Here is a 23,707-nt window from a genome sequence, read left to right on the forward strand (position 1 = left end):
GGATGGCTGCGGGCGGCTACACCGCCACCGGAGCCTTGATGGCCGGGTGGGGATCGTAGTTCACGATCTCGATGTCCTCGTAGCGGAAGGCGAAGATGTCCGTCACCGCCGGGTTCAGCCGCAAAGAGGGGAGGGCGCGCGGGGTGCGGGAGAGCTGCTCGCGGGCCTGATCGAGATGGTTCACATAGAGATGGGCATCGCCCAGCGTATGGACGAAATCGCCGACGCCCAGCCCCGTCACCTGCGCCACCATGTGGGTGAGCAGCGCATAGGAGGCGATGTTGAACGGCACGCCGAGGAACACGTCCGCCGAGCGCTGGTAAAGCTGGCAGGAAAGCTTGCCCTCCAGCACGTAGAACTGGAACAGGCAGTGGCAGGGCGGCAGGGCCATCTTCGCCACGTCCGCCGGATTCCAGGCGGTGACGATGAGGCGCCGCGAATCGGGGTTGCGGCGGATGTCGGAGACCACCTGCGCGATCTGGTCGATCACGCCGCCTTCGGGTGTCGGCCAGGAGCGCCACTGGTGTCCGTAGACCGGGCCGAGATTGCCGTTGGCATCCGCCCACTCGTCCCAGATGGAGACGCCGTTTTCCTTCAGGTAGCGGATGTTGGTGTCGCCGGCGAGGAACCACAGAAGCTCGTGGATGATGGATTTCAGGTGCAGCTTCTTGGTGGTGACCAACGGGAAGCCGGCACCCAGATCGAATCGCATCTGGTGCCCGAACACCGAGAGCGTTCCGGTGCCGGTCCGGTCGTCCTTGCGCACGCCCTCATCGAGAATGCGGCGCAGGAGCTGGTGGTAAGCTTCCATTAGGTATGTCCGGCCAAGATCAAGCAACACAAGGCTTCCGCCCGTCGACCTTAGCCCGCCCGCCCGGATGCGGCCAGCACCCGCCGGCCGCCATCCACACCGCGGCGCGAATACGGTTGCCGGCTTCTTAAGGCGAGGCTGTCGCTGGGAGAGCTGTGGCGCGGCGGGGGCAGATGGCGAAAAAGTGAGGGATTTCCGTAGCGTATGACCCTCGGACACCCCCTTTTTCGCCACGACGTGGCCGTATTAGACCAGCAAGAGCACAACCCAAGACACGTGACGATCAAGGGCAAGACACATGAACTCCCAAACCAACCTCAAGGCGGCGCTGCTCGAAGTCCGCGCCTTTCTGGTGCAGGAAGCGCAGGCCGAGGACTTCCGCAACGAGGCCGCCTGGGAGGCGGGGTCGAGCCGTGAGGAGCACGCCGCCAGCGACGCCCTCACCCGGCTCGATGAAGTGCTGCGCCAGATCAAGGGCAAGGACGAGCGGTCTGGCAAGGACGAGCGGACCCAGTCGCGCGGTCACGAACGGGCGCGCCTGCACCACGCCGAACTGGCTGCGTGAGAGAAAACGCCCCTCTCCCGCACGGGGAGAGGGAGCCTTCCTGATCCCCGCCTAGCAGCGCTCGCAGGCGCCGCCGATGGCCTCGAACAGCGCGGCATCCGCGCCGAGGCCGGCATTGGGTGTGGTGAGCAGCGTATCCCCGTAGAACACCGAATTCGCCCCCGCGAGGAAGCACAGAATCTGCGCCTCGCGGCTGAGCGCCGCCCGACCGGCCGAAAGCCGCACCCGCGAGGCGGGCATGACGAGGCGGGCGGTGGCGACCATGCGCACGATCTCCAGCGGGTCCACCGGCGGGCGGTCGGCCAGCGGCGTGCCCTCCACCGCCACCAGCGCATTCACCGGCACGCTCTCGGGGTGGGGATCGAACCCCGCCAGCACCTGCAGCATCGCGCCCCGGTCACGCATCGTCTCGCCCATGCCGATGATGCCGCCAGAGCACAGTTCGATGCCCGCAGCGCGGACGCTCGTGAGCGTGTCGATGCGGTCCGCATAGGTGCGGGTGGTGACGATCTCGCCGTAGAAGTCCGGCCCCGTATCGAGATTGTGATTGTAGGCGGTGAGTCCCGCCTCGGCGAGGCGCTGGGCCTGATGCGGCTCCAGCATGCCGAGGGTGACGCAGGCTTCCATGCCGAGGCCGCGCACCCCGCGCACCATGTCCAGCACGGCGTCGAACTCGCGCCCTTCCTTCACCCGCCGCCACGCCGCGCCCATGCAGAAACGCTCGGCGCCGTTGGCCTGCGCCTGCGCGGCGAGGGCGATGACGGAGGCGGGATCGAGGAACTTCTCCCGCGTCAGGTCCACCTCGGCATGGCGGGCGGACTGGGAGCAATAGGCGCAATCCTCCGGGCAGCCGCCGGTCTTGATGGAGAGCAGGCTCGCGCGCTGCACCTCGTTGGGGTCGTGGTTGGCGCGGTGGACGGCATTGGCCCGGCCGACCAGCTCCAGCAGGGGCAGGTCCATGAGCGCCGCGATCTCGTCAACGGTCCAGTCGTGGCGGATCGTGCCATCCTCAGCCAAGCCCGTGCCCATGCGCGCATGCTCCTTCGCAAAGTTATTCGGCTGGTTTAGTCGGCCTGGCGCCGGGTTCCAATACCGTCGATCTTCCCAATTGGGTGACTTGACCTATGCGTTCGCTGCAGTGCAGCGTTGACATTGGGCTTTCGTATACATCACAGTGTCATCGTTCCAAGGGGGGCCCCGGAAGGGGCTGAGATATCGCAAGTTCGCGGGAGATCCTTCCGCGGCGCCGCGATGACCCTTCGAACCTGATCCGGGTCATACCGGCGAAGGGATCGGAACTTGTGCTCCCCCGGCGCTCAGCGTCGACCCGCACCCGTCTCCTAGCTCTACACCCCGGTTCTCGTTGAAAGCGCAAGCTGAACGGAGATCCGCAATGCTGGACGAAGCCTCGACGTCCTCCCTGAAAGTCACCACCGGGCCGCTGCCCCATTCGCGCAAGGTGTTCGTCTCCGCCACCCGGCCGGACGTGCGCGTCGCCATGCGCGAGATTTCGCTCACCGACCCGTCCGAGATGCCGGTGAAGGTGTACGACACCTCCGGCCCCTATACCGATCCGCAGGCCGTCATCGACCTCACCAAGGGCCTGCCGCAGCTGCGCGCCCAGTGGATTCGCGAGCGCGGCGACGTGGAAGAGGTGGACGGCCGGGCCTTCAAGCCCGAGGACGACGGCCTGAAGGCCGGCCAGTCCTCCACCCTGCCGCAGTTCGATCTCTCCGGCCGGAAGCCTTTGCGCGCCAAGCCGGGCAAGCGCCCGACGCAGATGGCCTATGCCCGCGCCGGCATCATCACGCCCGAGATGGAATATGTCGCCGCCCGCGAAAACCTCGCCAAGGTGAACGGCGGCGCCCACCCGCACCATCAGGCCATGGGCCTCGGCGCGGCCATCCCCGCTGAGATCACGCCGGAATTCGTGCGGCAGGAAGTGGCGCGCGGCCGCGCCATCATCCCCAACAACATCAACCACCCCGAAACCGAGCCGATGGCCATCGGCCGGAACTTCCTCGTGAAGATCAACGCCAACATCGGCAATTCGGCCGTGACCTCGGGCGTGGCGGAAGAGGTGGACAAGCTGGTGTGGGCCACCCGCTGGGGCGCCGACACGGTGATGGACCTGTCCACGGGCAAGAACATCCACACCATCCGCGAATGGATCATGCGCAACTCGCCGGTGCCCATCGGCACCGTGCCGCTGTATCAGGCGCTGGAGAAGGTGAACGGCGTCGCCGAGGACCTCACCTGGGAGGTGTTCCGCGACACGGTGATCGAGCAGTGCGAGCAGGGCGTGGACTACATGACGGTGCACGCCGGCGTGCGCCTGCCCTTCGTGCCGCTCACCGCCAACCGCGTCACCGGCATCGTCTCGCGCGGCGGCTCGATCATGGCCAAGTGGTGCCTCGCGCATCACAAGGAGAGCTTCCTCTACGAGCATTTCGAGGAGCTGTGCGAGATCCTCGCCCAGTATGACGTCTCCTTCTCCCTCGGCGACGGCCTGCGCCCCGGCTCCATCGCGGACGCCAACGACGCCGCGCAGTTCGCCGAGCTGGAGACGCTGGGCCAGCTCACCGAGATCGCCTGGAAGTATGATTGCCAGGTGATGATCGAGGGCCCCGGCCACGTGCCGCTCCACCTCATCCGCGAGAATGTGGAGAAGCAGCTCAAGGTCTGCCACGAGGCGCCGTTCTACACCCTCGGCCCGCTGGTGACGGACATCTCCCCCGGCTACGACCACATCTCCTCCGCCATCGGCGCGGCGATGATCGGCTGGTTCGGCACGGCGATGCTCTGCTACGTCACGCCGAAGGAGCATCTCGGGCTGCCCGACCGCGACGACGTGAAGGCCGGCGTCATCTCCTACAAGATCGCCGCCCACGCCGCCGATCTCGCCAAGGGCCACCCGGCCGCGCGCATCCGCGACGATGCGCTCTCCCGGGCCCGCTTCACCTTCCGCTGGCGCGACCAGTTCGCGCTCTCGCTCGATCCGGAGACGGCCGAGCGCTTCCACGACGAGACGCTCCCCGCCGAGGGGGCCAAGGTGGCGCACTTCTGCTCCATGTGCGGGCCGAAGTTCTGCTCCATGAAGATCTCGCAGGAGCTGAAGCTGGAAGCCGGCGACATCGCCCGTGCCCAGGCCGACAACCTCGCCTCGGCAGGCATGGCCGAAATGGCCCAGAAGTTCCGCGACGGCGGCGGTCTGATCTACACCCCGGCCCCCGAAGTCGCCCCCCCGCCGCCCGCCGCGGCGGAGTGAGGCGGGGCGGCGCAGCCGCGTACTGAGCCGTCGCCCTCCGGCTCGACCGGAGGGCCGATTTCTCCAGCCGGCGCAAATGGCAGCTGGGTGCTCCGGTCAAGCCTGAGCACGACGGCAACTGTCATTTGTCCCACCGTCATGGCCGGGCTTGTCCCGGCCATCCACGTGGTTCCGTTAGAGTGGATGTCTGCGGAGCTGTTCCCGGCCGTCCCACGTGGATGCCCGGGACAAGCCCGGGCATGACGCTGTGCGGGCGGAGCGACAGTGAATGAATGCCGCCGACACCGTCCTCCGGCTGCTCTCCATCAAGGGATCAGCGCTCCGGCTCACCCCATCTCCCCTCCGCCAAGCATCCCCATCACCGCCCCCAGCGCCGCTTCCGGCGATGCGCGCGCCCAGTCGGGCATCTGGTGGCGGAAGAAGGTGGCCTGCCTTTTGGCGTAGCGGCGGGTGTCGCTCTGGCCCTCGGCGATGGCCTCGGCGAGGGACATCTCGCCCTTCAGATAGCGCGTGAGGGCGGGCGCGCCGTGGGCCTTCAGCACCGTGCGGTCGGGGGCGAGGTTGCGCGCGGCGAGGGCGCGCACTTCCTCCAGGGCGCCAGCGGCCATCATCGCCTCGAAGCGGGCGTCGATGCGCTGCCGCAGCAGATCGCGATCCACCTCCAGCACGATTTTCACGCACCTGTCCGCATCGAGCACCGGCGGCTGCGCATCCCTCTGCCAGTCGGTCAGCGAGCGGCCGGTGGCGTGGATCACCTCCAGCGCGCGCAACACCCGCTGGCGGTCGTTCACCTTCAGCCGTTCGGCGCTTGAAGGATCGACCGCGGCGAGGCGGGCGTGGAGGGCCGGGCTGTCCAGCGCCTCGGCCGCGCCGCGCACCTCGGCGCGCACGGCTTCGGGAATGGCGGGAATTTCGGCAAGCCCCTGCGTCAGTGCGCGGAAATAAAGCCCCGTGCCGCCCACGAAGACCGGCAGGCGCCCGGCCGCCTGCGCGTCGCGAAGGGCGCGTTTCGCATCCTCCAGCCAGCGGCCGACGGAATAGTCCGTGTCCGCATCCACGTGGCCGTAGAGGCCGTGGGGCACCTCGGCCATTTCCGCGACGGTCGGCCGCGCCGTGAGGATGGCAAGATCGCCATAGACCTGCATGGAATCTGCATTGAGGACGATGCCGCCCAGCCGCTCGGCCACGGCCAGCGCGAGCGCCGACTTGCCGCTGGCGGTCGGACCTGCGATGAGCACCGCCAACGGTTTTCCCCTTTCGAGCATTGAAACTGCCATGGCCTACGTCGCGACGCTGATTTCAAACCCATCTGCCCCGGCTTTGACCTACGAGGCAATCCATGCCGCCCTTTCCGTGCTGCCGGAGGCGCAGGATCCGGTGGTGCTGGACGACGGCGTGGCGGTGGACATCCATTTCGCGCCTGAACTCGCGGCCGATGCGGGCGCGCTGGCCGACGCCGTGCGCGGCGCGCTCGGGGACGCCCCCATCGACGTGGTGGTGCAGCTTGAGACCGGCCGGCGCAAGCGCCTGTTCCTGGCCGACATGGATTCGACCATGATCGGGCAGGAGTGCATCGACGAACTGGCCGATCTCGTGGGCCTGAAGGCGCACGTCTCCGCCATCACCGAGCGCGCCATGCGCGGCGAGATCGCCTTCGAGCCGGCACTGCGCGAACGGGTGGCGCTGCTGCGCGGCCTGTCGGCGGGCGTGGTAGGCGACGTACTGCGCGAGCGCATCACCCTGACCCCCGGCGGGCCGGAGCTGGTGGGCACCATGAAGGCCAACGGCGCCTATGCCGCGCTCGTCTCCGGTGGCTTCACCTTGTTCACGCAGGAGATCGCCGCGCGCATCGGCTTCGACGAGCACCGCGCCAACGAACTGCTGGTGGAGGAGGGCACGCTGGTGGGGTCGGTGGCCGAGCCCATCCTCGGCCGCGAGGCCAAGCTTGCCACGCTGGTGGAGCTGCGCGACCGGCTGCATCTCGCCCCGTCCGAGACCATGGCGGTGGGCGACGGCGCCAACGATCTCGCCATGCTGGGCGAGGCGGGCCTCGGCGTCGCCTATCATGCCAAGCCGGCGGTGGCGGCGGCCGCCCACGCCCGCATTGACCACGGCGACCTCACCGCGCTGCTCTACATGCAGGGCTACAGCCGCAGCGAATTCCGCACGGCCTGAGAACGGAACGAGTTGTCTTGGACCTGCGGAGCTAAAGTCCCGCCATCATCGCCCGGCTTGTCCGGGCGATGATGCGCGTTGAAGGCGGGTCAGACGTCCGCGCTGAGCCTTACTGCGCCGTGCCCTGACCGGCGGTGCCCTGCTGGCTTGAGGCGTTCTGGGAGCGGGGCAGGGGGATGACGCGCACCTTGCGCTGGCCGGGCTGCTCCGACGCAGGGGCAAGCGGCGCGGCGACGGTGGCGGCGACCGGACCGCCGGCGACCGCTTCGGCGGCGGCGGTGCTGCCGGCCGGGGGCTTGCCGGCCACCGGCTTGCCGCCCTTGGTCGGCTCGGCGGGGCGCGGGGCGGACATTTCGCGGGCCTGCTCCTCGGTCACCAGGATGTCGCCCTTGCGCAGGGTGGTCTCATCCTCCAGCCCCGCGAGCGCCTGCGCCCACGACTGGCCGGCCGGCTTGCACGTGCAGGAGGGCACCAGCTCCTTGCGGTAGCGCAGCGCATTCGGCAGCGACATGTAGGACTGGCCGGAGATGCTCACCGCCGACTTGATGTCGCCGCTGTAGGTGAAGAGCTGCGCGTCCGAGCCCGGGCACAGGCGCTTGCAGAGCTGGTCGTCCTGCGCGTAGCGGCTGGCGTTGGTGGAATTCGCCATGGGGAAGAAATAGCCGTCGCAGGTCCTGACGCACACGGTGCGCGAGGAATAGCTCTTGGGCGTCTCCAGCGGCATCAGGTCGAGGTCGGGCGAGGATTCCTCGGGCTGGGTCTGCTGGGTGCCGAAGATGGCTTCGAAGAAGTTCTTCGGCTTCGCCGGCTCGTTGGCGCGGCGGGCGGCCTGCACGGCGGCGGTGTATTGCGGGCCGCAATTGTTCTGGGCGAGGGCGATGATGAGCGCCCGGCGCTGGCCGCCGGTGTCGGCGCCGCCGCGCTCAAGGCCCGCGATCTGCGACCTGAGGCGCGAGACCTGGTCGTCGATCTGGTCGCACTGGGGCGGACGGGGCGGCCCCTGGAAGATGAGGAAGCCGCGCGGCGCATCGCAGCCCATGCCGCGCGCCTGCGCCGAGAGGCGGTCGAGATCGCCGCGGAGCTTGGCGGCCTGCGCCTGCTGGTTGGCGACGCCACCGGCGCTGCGGTCGAGGGCCATCAGGGAGCCTTCGAGCTGCTGGCAGGCGGGGCTGCCGGCCTGCGCCAGAGCGGTGCCCGCGGTGGTGACGGCGACCAGGAGGCCGAGCGCCATACGACGGAGCGAACCCATCGCCAGCTGGCGTGTCGTGCCGCTCGCACCCTTCAGGGCAACCGGACTTCCGGCGCCGTTCCCTCGCGCGGACTCCATCCTCAGCTCTTCTCTCCACTGGCGCCGTGCCGAACCTTCACCGGACCGGCGCCCCTCTATAGACCGACAGCGCGGGGCAATGGTGACGAAACTGTGGCCCCTCGCTGGAAGGTGAGGAGAGCCGGCTCAGGTGCGCCGGCCCGCGCTCAGCCGCGCCCGCGCGAGCGGATGTTGTAGCTGTCGTAGGCGTATTCCGCGATCTGCCACCACACCAGCTGGTCGGCGCGGATGGCGAGCATGGAATCGAGCGCCTGCTTGAACGCCGGGTTGGTGGCGGCCAGCTCGTTGTAAAGCTCGAAGGACGCCTTGTAGCCCGCCTCCATGATGGACGCCGGGAAGGGCTTCAGCTCCACGCCCTGCTGCACCAGCCGGCGCAGCGCCGGGGGATTCACCGAATCGTACTTGGCCAGCATCCAGTTGTTGGCCGCCTCGGCGGCGTTGCGGACGATGGCCTGGTAGTGCTTCGGGAGCGCGTTCCACTGGGCGTTGTTGATGACGAGGTGCAGCATGGCGCCGCCCTCCCACCAGCCGGGGTAATAGTAATACTTGGCCACCTTCACGAGGCCGAGCTTCTCGTCGTCATAGGGGCCGACGAACTCCGCCGCGTCGATGGAGCCGCGCTCCAGCGCTGGATAGACGTCGCTCGGGGCGATCTGCTGCGGCACCACGCCGAGCTTCGCCAGCACCTGCCCGCCGATGCCGCCGATGCGGAACTTCAGGCCCTTGAGGTCGGCGACGTCGTTCAGCTCCTTTCGGAAGAAGCCGCCCATCTGGCAGCCCGAATTGCCGAGCGGCATGGAGGTGACGTTGTACTTGGCGAGCACGCCGTTGATGATCTGCTCACCGCCGCCGAAGAACCACCACGAGTGCTGCTGGCGGGAGTTGAAGCCGAACGGCACGCCGGTGCCGAAGGCCAGCGCGGTGTCCTTGCCGGTATAGAAATAGGTGGCGGTCTGGGCGCACTCCACCGAGCCGGTGGAGACCGCATCGAGCGCCTGCAGGCCGGGCACCAGCTCGCCGGCCGGGAAGGTCTGGATCTGGAAGCGGCCGTCGGTGGCCTCGGCCACGTACTTGGCGAAGATCTGCGCGGTGCCGAAGATGGTGTCGAGGGAGCGCGGGAAGGAGGAGGTGAGGCGCCACTTCACCTCGGGCTGGGTCTGCGCGAGGGCGGGGCCGGCGACCGCGCCGGTGGCGAGCGCTGTGGCGGACGCGCCAATGAAATGGCGGCGCTTGATCTCCATGGATGGCTCCTCGGCCGTTGATCGGGCTCTGTGGGGTTGGGCGAAACCTGCGATGGGGCGAAAGGGGTGTCACGCGGCGCGGCGGCCGTCAATGTCGTCGGTCGCCGGCCAAGCGATATTGCGTCGCTCTTCCGCTGGGGGCGGCACATCCCATATGTCGGTGGCCCGCCCGTTCGGGCGCCTGCCTGCGGCAGCTTTCCGGGGAATTCCATGACGCACGCTGTCTCGACCGACCGTCCCACCCTCACCCGCCGGCTGGGCCGCCTCGCGCTCGTGTGCGCGATCGGCGTCGCTGCGCTCGCGGGCGGGCCGGCGCTGGCGCAGGAGCCCAACCTCATCTTCCGGAAGTCCACGGTCTGGAAGTTCCTGACCCCCGACGACAAGCTCGCCGTCTACGGCATCGATGATCCGGTGGTGGAGGGCGTCGCCTGCCACTATACGACCCCCGAGAAGGGCGGCGTGAAGGGCATGGTGGGCCTCGCCGAGGAAGTCTCGGACATTTCCCTTGCCTGCCGGCAGGTGGGGCCGATCTCCTTCAAGTCGAAGTTCGAGCAGGGCGACGTGGTGTTCCGCGAGAGCCGCTCCTTCTTCTTCAAGAAGATGCAGATCGTGCGCGGCTGCGACACCAAGAGGAACGTGCTCGTCTATCTCGTCTATTCGGACAAGTTGATCGATGGCAGCCCGAAGAATTCCACCTCCACCGTGCCGATCATGCCGTGGGGCACCGCCGCCGACGTGCCGAAGTGCGCGGACTTCCTGAAGTAGCGGAAAGAGAAGCGCCGCGCGCCGGGGCGGTCTTGCCCACGCGCGGCGCAGGGCTCAGAGGAACGTCACCTTGCCGGTGCCGATATCGTACATGGCGCTCGCCGACTTGAGCTGACCGGCCGCCGCCCGCTCCGACAGGATCGGCGTCGCGGTCTGCGCCAGCTTGGCATTCATCTTCACGTTCATGTCGCTGGCGGCGGCGAGAAGGTCGGGCGGGTTGCTCCGCATGGCCTCGTAGACCGCCGGGCGTATGGCGTTGACGAGGCTCGGCAGGTGGCCGGGCGGCAAAGTGTTGTCCTTGATGGACGTGATCGTCGCCTGCACCGCGCCGCACGAGGCGTGGCCGAGCACGAGGATGAGCTTCACGCCAAGCACGGCGGTGGCGAATTCGAGGCTCGCCAGCCCGTTTTCATCGATGAAGTTGCCGGCCACTCGAACGATGAACAGTTCGCCGGGCCCCTGGTCGAACACCAGTTCAGGCACCACGCGCGAATCCGAGCAGGCGACGATGGCGGCGAACGGCTGCTGTCCCGTGGCGCGCTTCAGGCGGCCGGCGGAATAGTCGGCATTCTGCTGTGTGCCGGCGACGTAACGGGCATTGCCGTCCACGAGGCGCTTCAAGGCCTCATCGGGGTTCACCGGTGCGGCGGTGCCATAGCCGCCCGACTGGGCGAAGGCGGAGGCGGCGAAGAGCGGCGCGGCCGCAAGGGCCAGTCCGCCCGCCAGTCCGCCGGCAAGCAGGCGTCGGCGTCCGATGGATGGTGATGAGCACGTCTCGCACATGGGCGATCCTCTCCCGGTCACTGTGTTTCAGGCCTGTTGGACCCGCCCGAAGCATGTCGCTGGGGCAGGCCGGGGCTGAACATAGCCGATCCGGCGCGGAAGACTGAAATACCGCGATCACAAAACGCGGACCTGAAGCTTTTCTATAAAATGCGATTTCTCTGCCGGTCCGATCGTCCCCGCTACCGCGAGCAGGTGATGGCCACCGTCTCCGGGCATAGCGGGCCGGTGCAGGTCACGGCGGGGGAGGCGACGCTCGAGGGGGTGAACGCGGAGGCGGGCGCCGCCACGCGGCCGAAATCGATGACCTGGCTGTAGGCGCGCGACCGGCACCAGGCTTCCGCCACCTTCTGCCCGCAGGGCGCGCCGGAGGCGAGGCAGGAATCGATGCTGGACCCGTCGGAATTGTCGATGAGAAAGATGCGCGTCTCCGCCATGGCCGGCGCCATCAGCGACAGGCTCGCCACGGCGACGGCGGCGAGGGTTCGGATCAGCGGTATGGACAGGTTGGCACCTCTTCGGCAGGCGCGTCCCGAACGCGGCAGTGCGCTTTCGGGTCACGGGCGGGATCATCGGATGCGCCCCGACCCCCGCCCGGCGCAACTGATCCGGGGATAGACGCTCACGAAGGGGCAGGTCAAGCTGGGGAAGATAACGATATCCGGAGGTGCGGAGCTTTGCCGGACGGCGTGAAACATCTTGACGAGCGCCCGCGCCCGAACCATTGTCCCGCGCCATGAACGGCGGTTTCATCACCATCTGCGCCATCGCGGCGATTATTTGCGGTTAGCCGAAAAGCTGGCCGCGGCCGTCCTTTGCTCATCTCGTTAGACAAGGATCTGGACGCCCCGGCCGGTGGACCGGCTTGGCGCTTGTGCGCCATTCGGGGGAACGATCCATGGAGCTCAGGCTCTACAATACGCTGACCCGCTCGAAGGACCTCCTGCGTCCGCTCGATCCCTTGAACGTGCGCATGTACGTGTGCGGGCCGACGGTCTACGACCACGCCCATATCGGCAATGCGCGCCCGGTCATCGTCTTCGACGTGCTGTTCCGCCTGCTGCGGCGTCTCTATGGTGAAGGCCATGTCAAATACGTCCGCAACATCACGGACGTGGACGACAAGATCAACGCCCGCGCCGCCGACCGCTCCATCTCCATCCGCGATCTCACCGAAGAGACCTACCGGTGGTTCCGCGAGGACACGGCGGCGCTGAACTGCCTGCCGCCCACCGTGGAGCCGCGCGCCACCGAGCATATCGAGGAGATGCGCGTGCTCATCGAGCGGCTCGTCGCCTCGGGCCACGCCTATGTGGCGGAGGAGCACGTGCTGTTCCACGTGCCCTCCATGCCGGATTACGGCCGCCTCTCCCGTCGCTCGCTGGATGAGATGATGGCCGGCGCCCGCGTGGACGTCGCCCCCTACAAGCGCGACGCCATGGACTTCGTGCTGTGGAAGCCGAGCGCCGAGGGCGTGCCCGGCTGGCCCTCGCCCTGCGGCATCGCCACCCCCGGTCGCCCCGGCTGGCACATCGAGTGCTCGGCCATGAGCTGGAAGCACCTGGGCGAGACCTTCGACATCCACGGCGGCGGCATCGATCTCGTCTTCCCGCACCACGAGAACGAGATCGCCCAGTCGCGCTGCGCCTTCCATTCGGGGGTGATGGCGCAGACCTGGATGCACAACGGCTTCCTGATGCTGGAAGGCGAGAAGATGTCGAAGTCGCTCGGCAACTTCGTCACCATCCGCGAGCTTTTGGACGAGTGGCCCGGCGAGGTGCTGCGCCTCGCCATGCTCTCCACCCATTACCGCCAGCCCATCAACTGGACCCGCCAGGGCCTCGGCTTTGCCGCCAAGACGCTGGACAAGTGGTATCGCGTCATCGGCGACGTGGAGGCGGAGACGGGCGAAGGCAACCCGTTCGAGACGGAGATCGCCGACCGCCTCGCCGACGACCTCAACACCCCCTCCGTCATCGCCCACCTGCACCACCTCGCCGAGGTGGCCGAGCATGAGGACACGTCCTCCGCGCTCCGCCGCCGCTTCAAGGGCGCGGCCAATCTCCTCGGCCTGCTCGGCGATACCGAAACCGGGTGGCGCGCGCGGCAGAAGGAGGCCATTGCGCTGGATGAAGGGGTCATCTCCGGCCTCATCGCCGAGCGGCTCGCCGCCCGCAAGGCGAAGGACTTCAAGCGCGCCGACCAGATCCGCGAGGAGCTGGCCGCCAAGGGCATCGTGCTGATGGACAACAAGGATGGGACCACCAGCTGGGAGGTGTCGCGATGAGCGCCATCGCTTTGCGCCCCTACCTCCCCGCCGATGCGCCGGCGCTGGCCGACCTGTTCCGCGCCTCCATCGCCGAACTGACCGGCGAGGATTACGACAGCGAGCAACAGGAGGCGTGGGCCGCCAGGGCTGACGACGCCGAGGCCTTCGCCGCCCGCCTCGCCGCGAGCCTCACCTTGGTGGCGCTGCGCGGCAAGGACGTGGCCGGGTTCGTCTCGCTCAAGGACAATGCCCACATCGACATGCTCTACGTGGCGCCCGACGCCGTCGGCACTGGCGTCGCCAAGGCCCTGTGCGATGCCGCCGAGACGCTGGCCAAGGCGCGCGGCACCCGCAAGCTCACGGTGGATGCCAGCGACACCGCGCTCGGCTTCTTCCAGAAGCGCGGCTACGAACCCCAGCGCCGCAACATGGTGCCGTTGGCCGACACCTGGCTCGCCAACACGGCGATGACGAAGACGCTGGGGGAGGGGGCCGGGCAATGACGGCATCAGCCGCCGAGGGGCGTGAACGCCTCTATCTCTTCGACACCACCCTGCGCGACGGAGCGCAGACCAATGGCGTCGATTTCACCGTGGCCGACAAGCTGCGCGTGCTCTCCCTGCTGGACCGGCTGGGCGTGGACTATGTGGAGGCCGGCTATCCCGGCGCCAATCCCACCGACACGCAGCTGTTCGCGGAGAAGCATGAGGCGAAGGCGCGCCTCACCGCCTTCGGCATGACCAAGCGCCCCGGGCGCTCGGCGTCCAACGATCCCGGCGTGACGGCGCTGCTGGCGGCGCAGTCCGATGCCATCTGCTTCGTCGCGAAATCCTCCGCCTATCAGGTGCGGGTGGCGCTGGAGACCACCAAGGAGGAGAACCTCGCCTCCATCCGCGAGAGCGTCGAGGCGGCGATTGGTGCCGGGCGCGAGGCGCTGGTGGATTGCGAGCATTTCTTCGACGGCTTCAAGGAAGACCGCGACTTTGCCCTCGCCTGCGCCCGCACCGCCTATGAGGCCGGCGCGCGCTGGGTGGTGCTGTGCGACACCAACGGCGGCACACTGCCCCACGAGGTGGAGGCCATCGTCGCCGAGGTGGTGAAAGTGGTGCCGGGCACCAATGTCGGCATCCATGCCCATAACGACACCGAGCAGGCGGTGGCGAATTCGCTGGCCGCCGTGCGGGCCGGCGCGCGGCAGATCCAGGGCACGCTGAACGGCCTCGGCGAGCGCTGCGGCAATGCCAATCTCTGCTCGCTCATCCCCACCCTGCTGCTGAAAAAGGACTTCGCCGAGCGCTTCGACATCGGCGTCGGCCAAGAGGCGCTGGGCGAGCTGGTCCACGTCTCCCGCACGCTGGACGAGATGCTGAACCGCGCCCCGGACCGGCACGCGCCCTATGTGGGCGAGAGCGCCTTCGCCACCAAGGCCGGTATCCATGCCTCGGCCATCCTGAAGGACCCCGCCACCTACGAGCATGTCGCGCCGGAGAAGGTGGGCAACCGTCGCCGGGTGATGGTCTCCGACCAGGCGGGCCGCTCCAACGTGCTGTCCGAGTTGGAACGCCTTGGCGTGCCGGTGGACAAGAAGGACCCCCGCATCTCCCGGCTGCTGGAGGTGGTGAAGGAGCGTGAGGCGCTGGGCTATTCCTACGAGGCGGCGGACGCTTCCTTCGCCCTGCTGGCGCGGCGGATGCTGGGCTCGGTGCCGGACTTCTTTTCCGTCGAGCGCTTCAAGGTGAACGTGGAGCGCCGCTACAACGCGCAGGGCGAGCTTGTCACCGTGGCCGAGGCCATCGTGAAGGTGAAGGTGGACGACGAGACCCTCATCTCCGCCGCCGAGGGCAACGGCCCGGTGAACGCGCTAGACGTGGCCCTGCGCAAGGACCTCGGCAAGTACCAGCCGTTCATTTCCGGCCTTCACCTCACCGACTACCGCGTGCGCGTGCTGAACGGCGGCACGGAGGCGGTGACGCGGGTGCTCATCGAGAGTGCGGACGAGACCGGCGATCGCTGGACCACGGTGGGCGTCTCCCCCAACATCATCGACGCCTCCTTCGAGGCGCTGCTCGATTCCATCACCTGGAAGCTCTTGAAGGAAGGCGCGCCAGCCTGACTCGCGCGCTCTCCCATGCGCTGCTGCAAGCGCGGTTTGCAGCAGCGCGCGGGGAGATTGTCTGAAATCAATGTCTACCCGGCTACCGGGCCTAAGCTTTCGTCCAAGCTTGATTGCGAGCTTGCAGGCATTCAGGGCCTGCGCATATCGGGAGCTTGGTCATGTCCAACGTTCAATCCCGCTTCGATGTCTCCGATCCGATGGTGATAACGCGGATCCTGTGCGGGCTCTTCTACTTCCCCCACGCCATTTCCAAGATCATCGGTTTCTCGGGGGCCGTTGGATTCTTTTCCAAGGCGGGCCTTACGCCGCCGGAAGCCTTCGTGGTGCTTTCCATCACGATGGAGCTGGTTTGCGGAATCGGCCTCACCTTCGGGCTGTTCACGAAATATGTGGGCATTATCTCGGCGGGGGTGATGGCGGTCGCCGCCTATGCCACCGTGGCGGTCCATGGCCTCGGCTGGTACTGGGCCGGGCACGGCATCGAATATCTGGTGTTCTGGGCCATCGCCTCGCTGGCGGTCGCGCTCGATGCCTGGAAGCGCAATCCCAGCGTCTTCGGCCTCTTCGAATTGCCGCTGAACCATACAAAGGCGGTGGCGGCCTGACAGGCTCGCGAGGCGAAATGCAGAAGGGCCGGGCAGCGAATGCCCGGCCTTTTCTTTTCAGCCCTGCGCCAGCGCTTTCAGCGCCGCGAGCACCTTTTCCGTATCTGCACCGAGCCGCGGGCTCGCGCTTTTCGCCACCTGCCGCACGCCGTCGAGCACGATGGGGCTGGCCACGGCCGGAATGGTTCCGCCGCCGGCCTCCGCCAGGTCCACGCGCAGGCCGCGCGCCTTCACCTGCGGGTCCTCGAACACCTGCGAGACGGTGTTGATCGGCCCCGCCGGAACGCCCTTCGCCTCCAGCGCCGCGAGGAGATCGTCGCGGGCGAAGGCCATGGTCAGCGCCGTGAGCTTCGGCACCAGCACGGCGCGGTTGGCGACGCGGGCGGGATTGGTGGCGTAGTCGGCCGCCTGCGCCAGCTCCGGCGCGCCGAGCACGGCGCAGAAGCGGGCGAACTGGCCGTCATTGCCGATGGCGGCGATGAAATAGCCGTCCGCGCAGGGGAAGACCTGATAGGGCACGATGTTGGGATGGGCATTGCCCATGCGCTTCGGCGCCTTGCCGGAGGTGAGGTAGTTCATGGCCTGGTTGGCGAGCACGCCCACCTGCGTGTCGAGCAGCGCCATGTCCACATGCCCGCCCGTGCCGGTCTCGTCCCGCCGCCGCAGCGCCGCGAGAATGCCCACGGTGGCATAGAGGCCGGTGAAGATGTCGGCGAAGGCGACGCCCACCTTCTGCGGCTCGCCATCCGGCGCGCCGGTGAGGTCCATGATGCCGCCCATGCCCTGCACCAGGAAGTCATAGCCCGCGCGCGGCGCATAGGGGCCGTCCTGGCCGAAGCCGGTAACGGAGCAATAGACGAGGCGGGGGTTTTCTTTTCTGAGGCTCTCATAGTCGAGCCCGTATTTCTTCAGCCCGCCGACCTTGAAGTTCTCGATGAGCACATCGCTTTGCCGGGCGAGATTACGGATGATCTGCTGGCCCTCTTCCGTCTCGAAATCCACCGCCACCGAGCGCTTGCCGCGATTGGTCGCATGGAAATAGGCGGCGCCGAGGTCGGCCCCGTCCGCGCCTTTCAGGAAGGGCGGGCCCCAGGTGCGGGTATCGTCCCCGCCGCCCGGCCGCTCCACCTTGATGACCTCCGCCCCGAGATCGGCGAGCAGCTGCCCACACCATGGCCCGGCAAGGATGCGGGCGAGTTCGAGGACGCGGAGGCCGGCGAGGGGAGGGGAGGCAGGGGAGGTCATGGGGGAGACTCGCTTGGCGGCTTTGGCTCCCCTCTCCCCTTGCGGGAGAGGGGCTGGGGGTGAGGGGGGCGGCTTCAACCCCTCACCCGTCTCGCGGCTTTGCCGCGATCCACCCTCTCCCGCAAGGGGAGAGGGAGACAATCAAAAGAACGCCTGGATCCCGGTGATCGCGCGGCCGAGGATCAGCGCGTGGATGTCGTGGGTGCCCTCGTAGGTGTTCACCGTCTCGAGGTTCGCCGCGTGGCGGATGACGTGGAATTCGGCCGAGATGCCGTTGCCGCCGTGCATGTCGCGGGCGACCCGCGCGATATCCAGCGCCTTGCCGCAATTGTTGCGCTTGAGGAAGGAGATGGCTTCGATGGGCAGCGTGCCCTCATCGAACATCCGCCCGGCGCGCAGCGCGAGCTGGAGGCCCAGCGCGATCTCGGTGGCCATGTCCGCCAGCTTCTTCTGCACCAGCTGGGTGGCGGCGAGGGGCTTGCCGAACTGCTTGCGGTCCAGCGTGTACTGGCGCGCGGCCGCATAACAGGCCTCCGCTGCACCCATGGCGCCCCAGCCGATGCCGTAGCGGGCACGGTTGAGGCAGCCGAAGGGGCCGGGCAAGCCGGCGGCGTTGGGCAGGAGGTTCTCTTCCGGAATCTCCACGTCTTCCAGCACCACCTCGCCGGTGATGGAGGCGCGCAGCGAGAGCTTGCCCTCGATCTTGGGGGTGGAGAAGCCCTTCATGCCGCGCTCCACGACGAAGCCCTTGATGGCATTGTCGTGCGCCGCGGACTTCGCCCACACCACCGCGAGGTCGGCGATGGGCGAATTGGTGATCCACATCTTCGCGCCGTTGAGGCGATAGCCGCCGTCGATCTTCTCGGCGCGGGTGCGCATGCCGGCGGGGTCGGAGCCGGCGTCCGGCTCGGTCAGGCCGAAGCAGCCGACCCACTCGCCGGTGGCGAGCTTGGGCAGGTACTTCTTGCGCTGCTCCTCGGTGCCGTAGGCGTAGATGGGGTGCATGACGAGGGAGGACTGCACGCTCATGGCCGAGCGGTAGCCACTATCCACCCGCTCCACCTCGCGCGCGGCGAGGCCGTAGGCCACGTAGCCGAGGCCGGCGCCGCCGTATTCCGCCGGGATGGTGGGGCCGAGCAGGCCGAGCTCGCCCATCTCGTTCATGATTTCGCGGTCGAACCGCTCGTCGAGATAGGCGGAGGTCACGCGCGGCAGCAGCTTTTCCTGCGCATAGTCGCGGGCGGTGTCGCGCACCAGCCGCTCGTCCTCGGTGAGCTGGCTGTTGAGATCGAAGGGGTCGGCCCAGTCGAAGGTCGGCTTACCGGATGCGGCCATGGTGCGTCTCCCGCTCTCTCGCTCGCTGGCCCGCCGGGTGGCGGCGGGCATTTACATTCCTACCAGTCGGTATATAAATAAAAGCCAATCGTCAAGGAGCACGACGCTGCAGGATCGAGGCGACCACGAACAGGATGCGCCGGCCCGCCCGGCCCCCGCCCGGCGGCGCGGCCGTCCGCCGAAGTCGGCGGCGCTGCGCGTCGCGGCGGAGGGCGATGGCACGCGCCTCGGCCGTCCGCCCATGATGAGCGACCCGCGCGCGGAAATCCTGCGGCAGGCGGCGCAGATGTTCGCGCAGAAGGGCTATGTGGAGTCGTCGCTCAGCGAGGTCGCGCGGTCGCTCAATTACTCCAAGGGCGCCATCTATAACTATTTCTCCTCGAAGCAGGAGATCTACGACGCCATCATCATCTTCACGCTGTCCGGCCTCAACGATGCGTCATCCGCCGCGGTGCGGCGGGAGGACCCGCCGGCCGAGCAGCTGAAGCAGTTCATGGTCGCCCACGCCCGCTTCCTTGCCGACAATTACGATTGCTTCGTCACCATGCTCGTGGGCTTCTCCGGCATGGCCAACACCGGGCTGAAGGACGATGCCCTCGCGCTGCGCGACGCCCATGAGGGCCTCTTGCGCCGGATCATCGCGGATGGCGTGGCGGACGGTTCGTTCCGGGAGGTCGGCGCGGCCATGACCGGGCGCGCGGTGCTCTCGCTCTTGAGCTGGATGGTGCGCTGGTTCAAGCCCGGCGGCGACAAGTCGGCGGAAGAGGTCGCGCTGGAGTATCACGACCTGCTGGTGCGCGGGCTGGTGGCCTGAGGGAGAGGACGGCGGTCTTTCGTTGATCCGCCCTCCGGTCGAGCCGGAGGGCGACGGTTGGGACAGGGAGGGCGGCGTGGGGACGACAGCGCCCTCGTTCCGCCAGACCTCACGCAACGCAGGCGAGGAAGCCCTCTTCAAGCAGGTCGCGCTTCAATTGGCGGCCGATGAAGACGATGCGGCTCAGCCGCTTCTCGTCGGCCTTCCACGGGCGCTGGTGATCGCCGTCGAGGATCATGTGGACGCCCTGGAACACGAAGCGGTCGGGGTCGTCCTTGAACGACAGGATGCCCTTGGAGCGCAGGATGTTCGGCCCCTCGACCTGAACGATGTTCTGCACCCAGGGGAAGAACTTGTCCGGGTCCAGCGGCTTGTCGGTGGAGAAGGAGACCGACTGGATCTCCTCGTCATGCACCGCCTTCAACCCGTGATGGTGGTCATGGTCATGATCGTGGTCGTGGCCGTGATCATGACCGCAGTCGGGTCCGCAGGCCTCGCCATGGGCGTGGTGGTGGTGATGGTGCTCGTCCTCCTCGAGGAAGGCGGGCTCCAGCTCCAGCACGCGCTCCAGGTCGAAGGCGCCCTGGTTCAGCACCTTGGCGATGTCGATCTCGGACTTCTGGGTGCGGTAGAGCTTGGCATAGGGGTTGATGCCGCGGATGCGGGCTTCCACCGCGTCCAGTTCCGGGCCGGTCACGAGGTCGGTCTTGTTGAGGAGGATCACGTCGGCGAAGGCCACCTGATTCTTCGCCTCGGGGGCGTCCTTCAGGCGGTCGGAGAGCCACTTCGCATCGGCCACCGTGACCACCGCATCGAGCTTGGTCTTGGCCTGCACTTCCTCGTCCACGAAGAAGGTCTGGGCCACGGGGGCGGGGTCGGCGAGGCCGGTGGTCTCGACGATGATGCCGTCGAAGCCGCCCTTGCGGCGCAGCAGGCCGTCGATGATGCGGATGAGGTCGCCGCGCACGGTGCAGCAGATGCACCCGTTGTTCATCTCGAACACTTCCTCGTCGGCGCCCACCACGAGGTCGTTGTCGATACCGATCTCGCCGAACTCGTTGACGATGACGGCGAATTTCTTGCCGTGCGGCTGCGACAGGATGCGGTTGAGCAGCGTGGTCTTGCCGGCGCCCAGGTAGCCGGTCAGCACGGTGACGGGGATCTTCTCGGCCTGCGTTTCAGCCATGGCTTCACCTTGGTACGGCGGCGGCCGCGCGAGGCGGCCGCCGGAAGGAAACGGGCGCCTCTCAGCTCGACAGAGCGGACGAGAGTTCGCGCACGTTGGAGTGCATCATGTCGATGTAGGTGCTCGCGGGGCCTTTGTCATCGGACAGGGCGTCGGAATAGAGCGTTCCGCCCACCTTGGCGCCGCTTTCCTTGGCGATGCGCTGGATGAGGCGCGGGTCGGTGACGTTCTCGACGAACACGGCCGGGATCTTCTGCGCCTTGATCTGGCGGATGATGCGGCCCACGTCCTTGGCCGAGGCCTCGCTCTCGGTCGAGACACCCTCGGGGGCGACGAGCACCAGGCCATAGGCCTCGCCGAAATAGCCGAAGGCGTCGTGGGAGGTGATGATGCGACGCTGCTCGGCCGGGATCTTGGCGAGGGCGGACTTCACTTCCGTCTCCAGCGCATCCAGCTTCGCGGTGTAGGCGGCGGCGTTGGCGGTGTACACGTCGCGGCCGTCCGGATCGGCGGCGATCAGGCCGTCGCGCACGTTGGCCACGTAGATCTTGGCGTTGGCGATGGACTGCCAGGCGTGAGGATCGATGGGGCCGTGGTCATGACCGGCATGGGCCTCCTTGCCCTTTTTGCCGTGGCCGGCGTCCTTCTCGTCGTCGTCCTGCGGCTCGGTGGCGGTGCGGACGCGGGGCGTGATGCCCTTGGTGGCGACGACGATCGGCGCCTTGGTGCCGGAGGCCTTGATGAGGCGGTCCATCCAGCCCTCGAAGCCGAGGCCGTTCACGAACACCACCTTGGCCGCCGCCACCGCCTTCGCGTCGGCCGGGGTGGGCTGGTAGACGTGGGCATCGCCGTTGGTGCCGACGATGGTGGTGACGGCCACGCGGTCGCCGCCCACCTGCTTCACGAAATCGCCGAGGATGGAGAAGGAGGCCACCACGGGCATCTTCTGGGCAGGCGCCTGCGCGAGGGCCGGGCCGGCGAGCGGCAGGGTGAGGCCGGCGGCCAGGGAGCCGGCAACGCCGGCGGCGAGGAGGAGACGTCGGGAGATCATGAAAGTCCTCTTCAGGCTTCAAGGTGACGGCGCGGGACGAAGCGGCCGGCAAGCCCGCCGATCGGCCCGAAGATGACGGCGAACGCATAGGCCAGCCCGGCGACCAGGATGATGGACGGGCCGGACGGCGTGCCGAGGTGGTAGGACACGAGCAGCCCCGCGACGCCGGACGCGAAGGCGATCAGCGTCGAGGTGGTGACGAGGGCGGTGAGGTCCCGCACGAAGAAGCGGGCGGTGGCTGCCGGCAGCATCATCAGCCCCACCGCGAGCAGCGTGCCCAGCGCATGGAAGCCGCCCACGAGGTTCAGCACCACCAGCGACAGGAAGGCGATGTGGCTGACCCCGCCGCTGCGGCTCACCGAGGCGAGGAAGGTCGGGTCCACGCATTCCAGCACCAGCGGCCGCCACACCACGGCGAGGGTGAGGAGCGTGACGGTGGTGATGCCGGCGATCAGCATCAGCGTCGCGTCGTCGATGCCCAGCACGGTGCCGAACAGGACATGCAGCAGGTCCACATTGGAGCCGCGCAGCGAGACGATGAGCACGCCCAGCGCCAGCGAGATGAGATAGAAGGCCGCGAGGGAGGCGTCCTCCTTCATCCCCGTCGCCCGCGCCACCACACCCGCGCCCACCGCCACCAGAAGGCCGGCCGCGAGGCCGCCGGCCGTCATGGCGTAGAGGTTGAGCCCGGCGAACAGGAAGCCGATGGCCGCGCCGGGCAGGATGGCGTGGGCCATGGCGTCGCCCGTCAGCGACATGCGCCGCAGCATCAGGAAGGCGCCCACCGGCCCCGCGCCGAGCGACAGCGCGAACACGCCGGCGAGGGCGCGACGCATGAACTCGAACTCCACGAAGGGAGAAATGAGGGTGTCATAGATGTTCATCGATCAATCCCGGGCGCCGGTGCCGCGCGTGGGCGGCCGGCCGGATTTGTCATCGTCCTGCCCTTGCGCTTGGCCGGGGAGCCGATCCGGTGGGTTGGAGGAACCGGACCGGCCTTGGCCGGGGCCCGTGGTCCCCGGCCAAGCGCAAGAGCAGCGATGGTGCGTCCAGAAGACCGGCGTCAGCCGGTCGTGAATGCGTGGTCAGGATCAGACCGGCGCGGGGCCGGTCGGTGAATGTTTGGTCAGGCTGCGTCGGGGCAGGGGATGGCGTCGTCCCGCCACGCTTCGCCCATGCGGCGGGCCTTGAGCAGGTTCTCGGGGCCGAGCGCTTCCGCCGTCGGCCCCCAGGCGACCGGCGTGCGGGCGAGGAGGAGCGTCTGCGGGAAGGTCGCGCGCACCAGGTCGAAATCATGCAGCACCGCGATCACGGTGCGCTTCTCGCCATGCCAGCGGCGAACGAGGTCCACGAGGTCCGACACCGTCTTGGCGTCGAGGGCGGTGAACGGCTCGTCGAGCAGGATCACGCGGGCGTCCTGCAGCAGCAGGCGGGCGAACAGGGTGCGCTGCATCTGCCCGCCGGAGAGGGTGCCGATGGGGCGGTTCTCGAACCCTTCGAGGCCGACGGCAGCGATGGCGTGCTCGATCTTCGCGCGATCGGCTCGGCCGATGCCGCCGAACAGGCCGGCGCGCCGCCACAGGCCCATGGACACCATGTCATAGACATGGATGGGAAAGCTGCGGTCGATCTCGGCGCCCTGCGGAAGGTAGGCGATCTCGCGCGGGTCGAGGCCATGGCGGTCGATGGTGCCGCCGAGCGGCTTCAGCGCGCCGCCGATGCCCTTGAGGAGGGTGGACTTGCCGGCGCCGTTGGCGCCGCAGATGGCGAGCAGCGCGCCCTTCTCCACGTCGCCGGACAGGTGGTGGACGGCCGGGTGGCGCTCATAGCCGAGGGTCAGGTTGCGGAAGGAAATCTGCACGGTCATGCGCCGCCTCCCGTCACCAGGGCCACCGCGCCCCACAGGATGAGGAGCAGCACGGACACCAGCGCGAGACGCCCACCGAGGGACATGCGCAGTACCGAAGCACTGATGCGCACGGGTGGGCGGCGGCCGGCTGGAGCGGCGGCATGGGCATGATACCCGTGCCCGTGGTCGCCATGCTCGTGTTCCCCCGCGGCCCCGGCGGCGCCCAGGGGCGCGGCGCGGTCCTGCCGGCCGGTGGCCGGCGGCGTCGCTGCGGAGGGGGAGAGGGACAGGGACATGGGACC

General features: G+C 68.2%; 23 protein-coding genes and 1 riboswitch. Of the genes, 9 read left to right on the top strand and 14 right to left on the bottom strand.

The features are described 5' to 3' along the window. Positions 1–16 precede the first annotated feature (16 nt). On the bottom strand, positions 17–811 hold the full coding sequence (locus ACT535_RS21310) for a thymidylate synthase (protein WP_168456519.1): 795 nt from the start codon (positions 809–811) through the stop codon (positions 17–19). A 298-nt stretch (positions 812–1,109) separates the two neighbouring features. Between ACT535_RS21310 and ACT535_RS21315 the strand changes: the two genes are divergently transcribed. Then, positions 1,110–1,376: a hypothetical protein gene (locus ACT535_RS21315; RefSeq protein WP_168456520.1), complete on the top strand. Its 267-nt coding sequence runs from the start codon at positions 1,110–1,112 to the stop codon at positions 1,374–1,376. A 51-nt stretch (positions 1,377–1,427) separates the two neighbouring features. Here the strand turns inward: ACT535_RS21315 and bioB are convergent, their stop codons facing one another. Continuing rightward, positions 1,428–2,405: a biotin synthase BioB gene (gene bioB / locus ACT535_RS21320; protein WP_476365923.1), complete on the bottom strand. Its 978-nt coding sequence runs from the start codon at positions 2,403–2,405 to the stop codon at positions 1,428–1,430. A gap of 149 nt (positions 2,406–2,554) precedes the next feature. Next, positions 2,555–2,686: riboswitch (TPP riboswitch) on the top strand. 83 nt (positions 2,687–2,769) lie between these two features. Between bioB and thiC the strand changes: the two genes are divergently transcribed. Then, entirely contained in the window at positions 2,770–4,644 is a 1,875-nt protein-coding gene (gene thiC / locus ACT535_RS21325; RefSeq protein ID WP_168456522.1) for a phosphomethylpyrimidine synthase ThiC, read from the top strand. Between the two features lie 326 nt (positions 4,645–4,970). Here thiC and miaA read toward each other — a convergent pair whose 3' ends face one another. Beyond that, positions 4,971–5,921 carry a tRNA (adenosine(37)-N6)-dimethylallyltransferase MiaA gene (miaA, locus tag ACT535_RS21330; RefSeq protein WP_476365924.1) on the bottom strand — a complete coding sequence of 317 codons (951 nt, stop codon included), beginning with the start codon at positions 5,919–5,921 and terminating at the stop codon, positions 4,971–4,973. Between miaA and serB the strand changes: the two genes are divergently transcribed. Beyond that, positions 5,920–6,819, top strand: coding sequence for a phosphoserine phosphatase SerB (gene serB / locus ACT535_RS21335; protein ID WP_476365925.1), 900 nt, complete (start codon positions 5,920–5,922; stop codon positions 6,817–6,819). The two genes, miaA and serB, sit on opposite strands and share 2 nt — an antisense overlap. A gap of 109 nt (positions 6,820–6,928) precedes the next feature. Here the strand turns inward: serB and ACT535_RS21340 are convergent, their stop codons facing one another. Both ACT535_RS21340 and ACT535_RS21345 read right to left on the bottom strand, forming a co-directional pair. Continuing rightward, a complete protein-coding gene (locus ACT535_RS21340; RefSeq protein ID WP_168456525.1) occupies positions 6,929–8,068 on the bottom strand; it encodes a DUF2865 domain-containing protein in 1,140 nt (379 codons plus the stop codon). 224 nt (positions 8,069–8,292) lie between these two features. Beyond that, complete coding sequence (locus tag ACT535_RS21345) at positions 8,293–9,381, bottom strand: TRAP transporter substrate-binding protein (protein WP_476365969.1); 1,089 nt, start codon at positions 9,379–9,381, stop codon at positions 8,293–8,295. A 216-nt stretch (positions 9,382–9,597) separates the two neighbouring features. Between ACT535_RS21345 and ACT535_RS21350 the strand changes: the two genes are divergently transcribed. After that, positions 9,598–10,152 (top strand): CreA family protein, encoded by a 555-nt coding sequence (locus ACT535_RS21350; RefSeq protein ID WP_476365926.1) that lies wholly within the window; start codon positions 9,598–9,600, stop codon positions 10,150–10,152. Positions 10,153–10,206: 54 nt separating this feature from the next. Here ACT535_RS21350 and ACT535_RS21355 read toward each other — a convergent pair whose 3' ends face one another. Together ACT535_RS21355 and ACT535_RS21360 are read right to left on the bottom strand one after the other, a co-directional pair. Beyond that, positions 10,207–10,935 (bottom strand): carbonic anhydrase, encoded by a 729-nt coding sequence (locus ACT535_RS21355; protein ID WP_168456527.1) that lies wholly within the window; start codon positions 10,933–10,935, stop codon positions 10,207–10,209. 182 nt (positions 10,936–11,117) lie between these two features. After that, a complete protein-coding gene (locus ACT535_RS21360; protein WP_476327275.1) occupies positions 11,118–11,402 on the bottom strand; it encodes a hypothetical protein in 285 nt (94 codons plus the stop codon). A gap of 431 nt (positions 11,403–11,833) precedes the next feature. On the opposite strand from ACT535_RS21360, the gene cysS reads away from it, so the two are divergent. The 4 genes from cysS to ACT535_RS21380 all read left to right on the top strand — a co-directional run bounded on the left by cysS (position 11,834) and on the right by ACT535_RS21380 (position 15,925). Beyond that, positions 11,834–13,222 (top strand): cysteine--tRNA ligase, encoded by a 1,389-nt coding sequence (gene cysS, locus ACT535_RS21365; protein ID WP_476365927.1) that lies wholly within the window; start codon positions 11,834–11,836, stop codon positions 13,220–13,222. Further along, complete coding sequence (locus ACT535_RS21370) at positions 13,219–13,707, top strand: GNAT family N-acetyltransferase (protein ID WP_476365928.1); 489 nt, start codon at positions 13,219–13,221, stop codon at positions 13,705–13,707. The genes cysS and ACT535_RS21370 overlap by 4 nt, the downstream gene beginning before the upstream one ends. Then, positions 13,704–15,317: a citramalate synthase gene (cimA, locus tag ACT535_RS21375; protein ID WP_476365929.1), complete on the top strand. Its 1,614-nt coding sequence runs from the start codon at positions 13,704–13,706 to the stop codon at positions 15,315–15,317. Before ACT535_RS21370 ends, cimA begins: the two co-directional genes overlap by 4 nt. A 161-nt stretch (positions 15,318–15,478) precedes the next feature. Beyond that, positions 15,479–15,925, top strand: coding sequence for a DoxX family protein (locus ACT535_RS21380; protein WP_476327269.1), 447 nt, complete (start codon positions 15,479–15,481; stop codon positions 15,923–15,925). Positions 15,926–15,982: 57 nt separating this feature from the next. Here ACT535_RS21380 and ACT535_RS21385 read toward each other — a convergent pair whose 3' ends face one another. Both ACT535_RS21385 and ACT535_RS21390 read right to left on the bottom strand, forming a co-directional pair. Beyond that, positions 15,983–17,170 (bottom strand): CaiB/BaiF CoA transferase family protein, encoded by a 1,188-nt coding sequence (locus tag ACT535_RS21385; protein ID WP_476365930.1) that lies wholly within the window; start codon positions 17,168–17,170, stop codon positions 15,983–15,985. Between the two features lie 141 nt (positions 17,171–17,311). After that, positions 17,312–18,505, bottom strand: a complete 1,194-nt coding sequence (locus ACT535_RS21390; protein ID WP_476365931.1) for an acyl-CoA dehydrogenase — start codon at positions 18,503–18,505, stop codon at positions 17,312–17,314. Here ACT535_RS21390 and ACT535_RS21395 point away from each other — a divergent pair. Beyond that, positions 18,504–19,319, top strand: coding sequence for a TetR/AcrR family transcriptional regulator (locus ACT535_RS21395; RefSeq protein ID WP_210254255.1), 816 nt, complete (start codon positions 18,504–18,506; stop codon positions 19,317–19,319). The genes ACT535_RS21390 and ACT535_RS21395 overlap by 2 nt on opposite strands. 109 nt (positions 19,320–19,428) lie before the next feature. Here the strand turns inward: ACT535_RS21395 and ACT535_RS21400 are convergent, their stop codons facing one another. From ACT535_RS21400 to ACT535_RS21420, 5 genes are all read right to left on the bottom strand, one after another. Continuing rightward, positions 19,429–20,505 carry a CobW family GTP-binding protein gene (locus tag ACT535_RS21400; RefSeq protein WP_476365932.1) on the bottom strand — a complete coding sequence of 359 codons (1,077 nt, stop codon included), beginning with the start codon at positions 20,503–20,505 and terminating at the stop codon, positions 19,429–19,431. Positions 20,506–20,566: 61 nt separating this feature from the next. Next, complete coding sequence (locus tag ACT535_RS21405) at positions 20,567–21,556, bottom strand: metal ABC transporter solute-binding protein, Zn/Mn family (RefSeq protein WP_476365933.1); 990 nt, start codon at positions 21,554–21,556, stop codon at positions 20,567–20,569. Between the two features lie 11 nt (positions 21,557–21,567). Further along, positions 21,568–22,440 (bottom strand): metal ABC transporter permease, encoded by an 873-nt coding sequence (locus ACT535_RS21410; protein WP_210254256.1) that lies wholly within the window; start codon positions 22,438–22,440, stop codon positions 21,568–21,570. 242 nt (positions 22,441–22,682) lie between these two features. Beyond that, positions 22,683–23,423 carry a zinc ABC transporter ATP-binding protein AztA gene (gene aztA, locus ACT535_RS21415; RefSeq protein WP_168456536.1) on the bottom strand — a complete coding sequence of 247 codons (741 nt, stop codon included), beginning with the start codon at positions 23,421–23,423 and terminating at the stop codon, positions 22,683–22,685. Further along, positions 23,420–23,701 carry a hypothetical protein gene (locus tag ACT535_RS21420; RefSeq protein ID WP_476365934.1) on the bottom strand — a complete coding sequence of 94 codons (282 nt, stop codon included), beginning with the start codon at positions 23,699–23,701 and terminating at the stop codon, positions 23,420–23,422. Before ACT535_RS21420 ends, aztA begins: the two co-directional genes overlap by 4 nt. Positions 23,702–23,707 lie beyond the last annotated feature (6 nt).

It is taken from the genome of Xanthobacter sp. DMC12 (assembly GCF_056314105.1).

Coding starts and splice junctions, on each gene's coding strand:
- ACT535_RS21310 (WP_168456519.1), bottom strand. CDS start 811: ATGGAAGCTTACCACCAGCTCCTGCGCCGCATTCTCGATGAGGGCGTG.
- ACT535_RS21315 (WP_168456520.1), top strand. CDS start 1,110: ATGAACTCCCAAACCAACCTCAAGGCGGCGCTGCTCGAAGTCCGCGCC.
- bioB (WP_476365923.1), bottom strand. CDS start 2,405: ATGGGCACGGGCTTGGCTGAGGATGGCACGATCCGCCACGACTGGACC.
- thiC (WP_168456522.1), top strand. CDS start 2,770: ATGCTGGACGAAGCCTCGACGTCCTCCCTGAAAGTCACCACCGGGCCG.
- serB (WP_476365925.1), top strand. CDS start 5,920: ATGGCCTACGTCGCGACGCTGATTTCAAACCCATCTGCCCCGGCTTTG.
- miaA (WP_476365924.1), bottom strand. CDS start 5,921: ATGGCAGTTTCAATGCTCGAAAGGGGAAAACCGTTGGCGGTGCTCATC.
- ACT535_RS21340 (WP_168456525.1), bottom strand. CDS start 8,068: ATGGGTTCGCTCCGTCGTATGGCGCTCGGCCTCCTGGTCGCCGTCACC.
- ACT535_RS21350 (WP_476365926.1), top strand. CDS start 9,598: ATGACGCACGCTGTCTCGACCGACCGTCCCACCCTCACCCGCCGGCTG.
- ACT535_RS21355 (WP_168456527.1), bottom strand. CDS start 10,935: ATGTGCGAGACGTGCTCATCACCATCCATCGGACGCCGACGCCTGCTT.
- cysS (WP_476365927.1), top strand. CDS start 11,834: ATGGAGCTCAGGCTCTACAATACGCTGACCCGCTCGAAGGACCTCCTG.
- ACT535_RS21370 (WP_476365928.1), top strand. CDS start 13,219: ATGAGCGCCATCGCTTTGCGCCCCTACCTCCCCGCCGATGCGCCGGCG.
- cimA (WP_476365929.1), top strand. CDS start 13,704: ATGACGGCATCAGCCGCCGAGGGGCGTGAACGCCTCTATCTCTTCGAC.
- ACT535_RS21380 (WP_476327269.1), top strand. CDS start 15,479: ATGTCCAACGTTCAATCCCGCTTCGATGTCTCCGATCCGATGGTGATA.
- ACT535_RS21385 (WP_476365930.1), bottom strand. CDS start 17,170: ATGACCTCCCCTGCCTCCCCTCCCCTCGCCGGCCTCCGCGTCCTCGAA.
- ACT535_RS21395 (WP_210254255.1), top strand. CDS start 18,504: ATGGTGCGTCTCCCGCTCTCTCGCTCGCTGGCCCGCCGGGTGGCGGCG.
- ACT535_RS21390 (WP_476365931.1), bottom strand. CDS start 18,505: ATGGCCGCATCCGGTAAGCCGACCTTCGACTGGGCCGACCCCTTCGAT.
- ACT535_RS21400 (WP_476365932.1), bottom strand. CDS start 20,505: ATGGCTGAAACGCAGGCCGAGAAGATCCCCGTCACCGTGCTGACCGGC.
- ACT535_RS21405 (WP_476365933.1), bottom strand. CDS start 21,556: ATGATCTCCCGACGTCTCCTCCTCGCCGCCGGCGTTGCCGGCTCCCTG.
- ACT535_RS21410 (WP_210254256.1), bottom strand. CDS start 22,440: ATGAACATCTATGACACCCTCATTTCTCCCTTCGTGGAGTTCGAGTTC.
- aztA (WP_168456536.1), bottom strand. CDS start 23,423: ATGACCGTGCAGATTTCCTTCCGCAACCTGACCCTCGGCTATGAGCGC.
- ACT535_RS21420 (WP_476365934.1), bottom strand. CDS start 23,701: ATGTCCCTGTCCCTCTCCCCCTCCGCAGCGACGCCGCCGGCCACCGGC.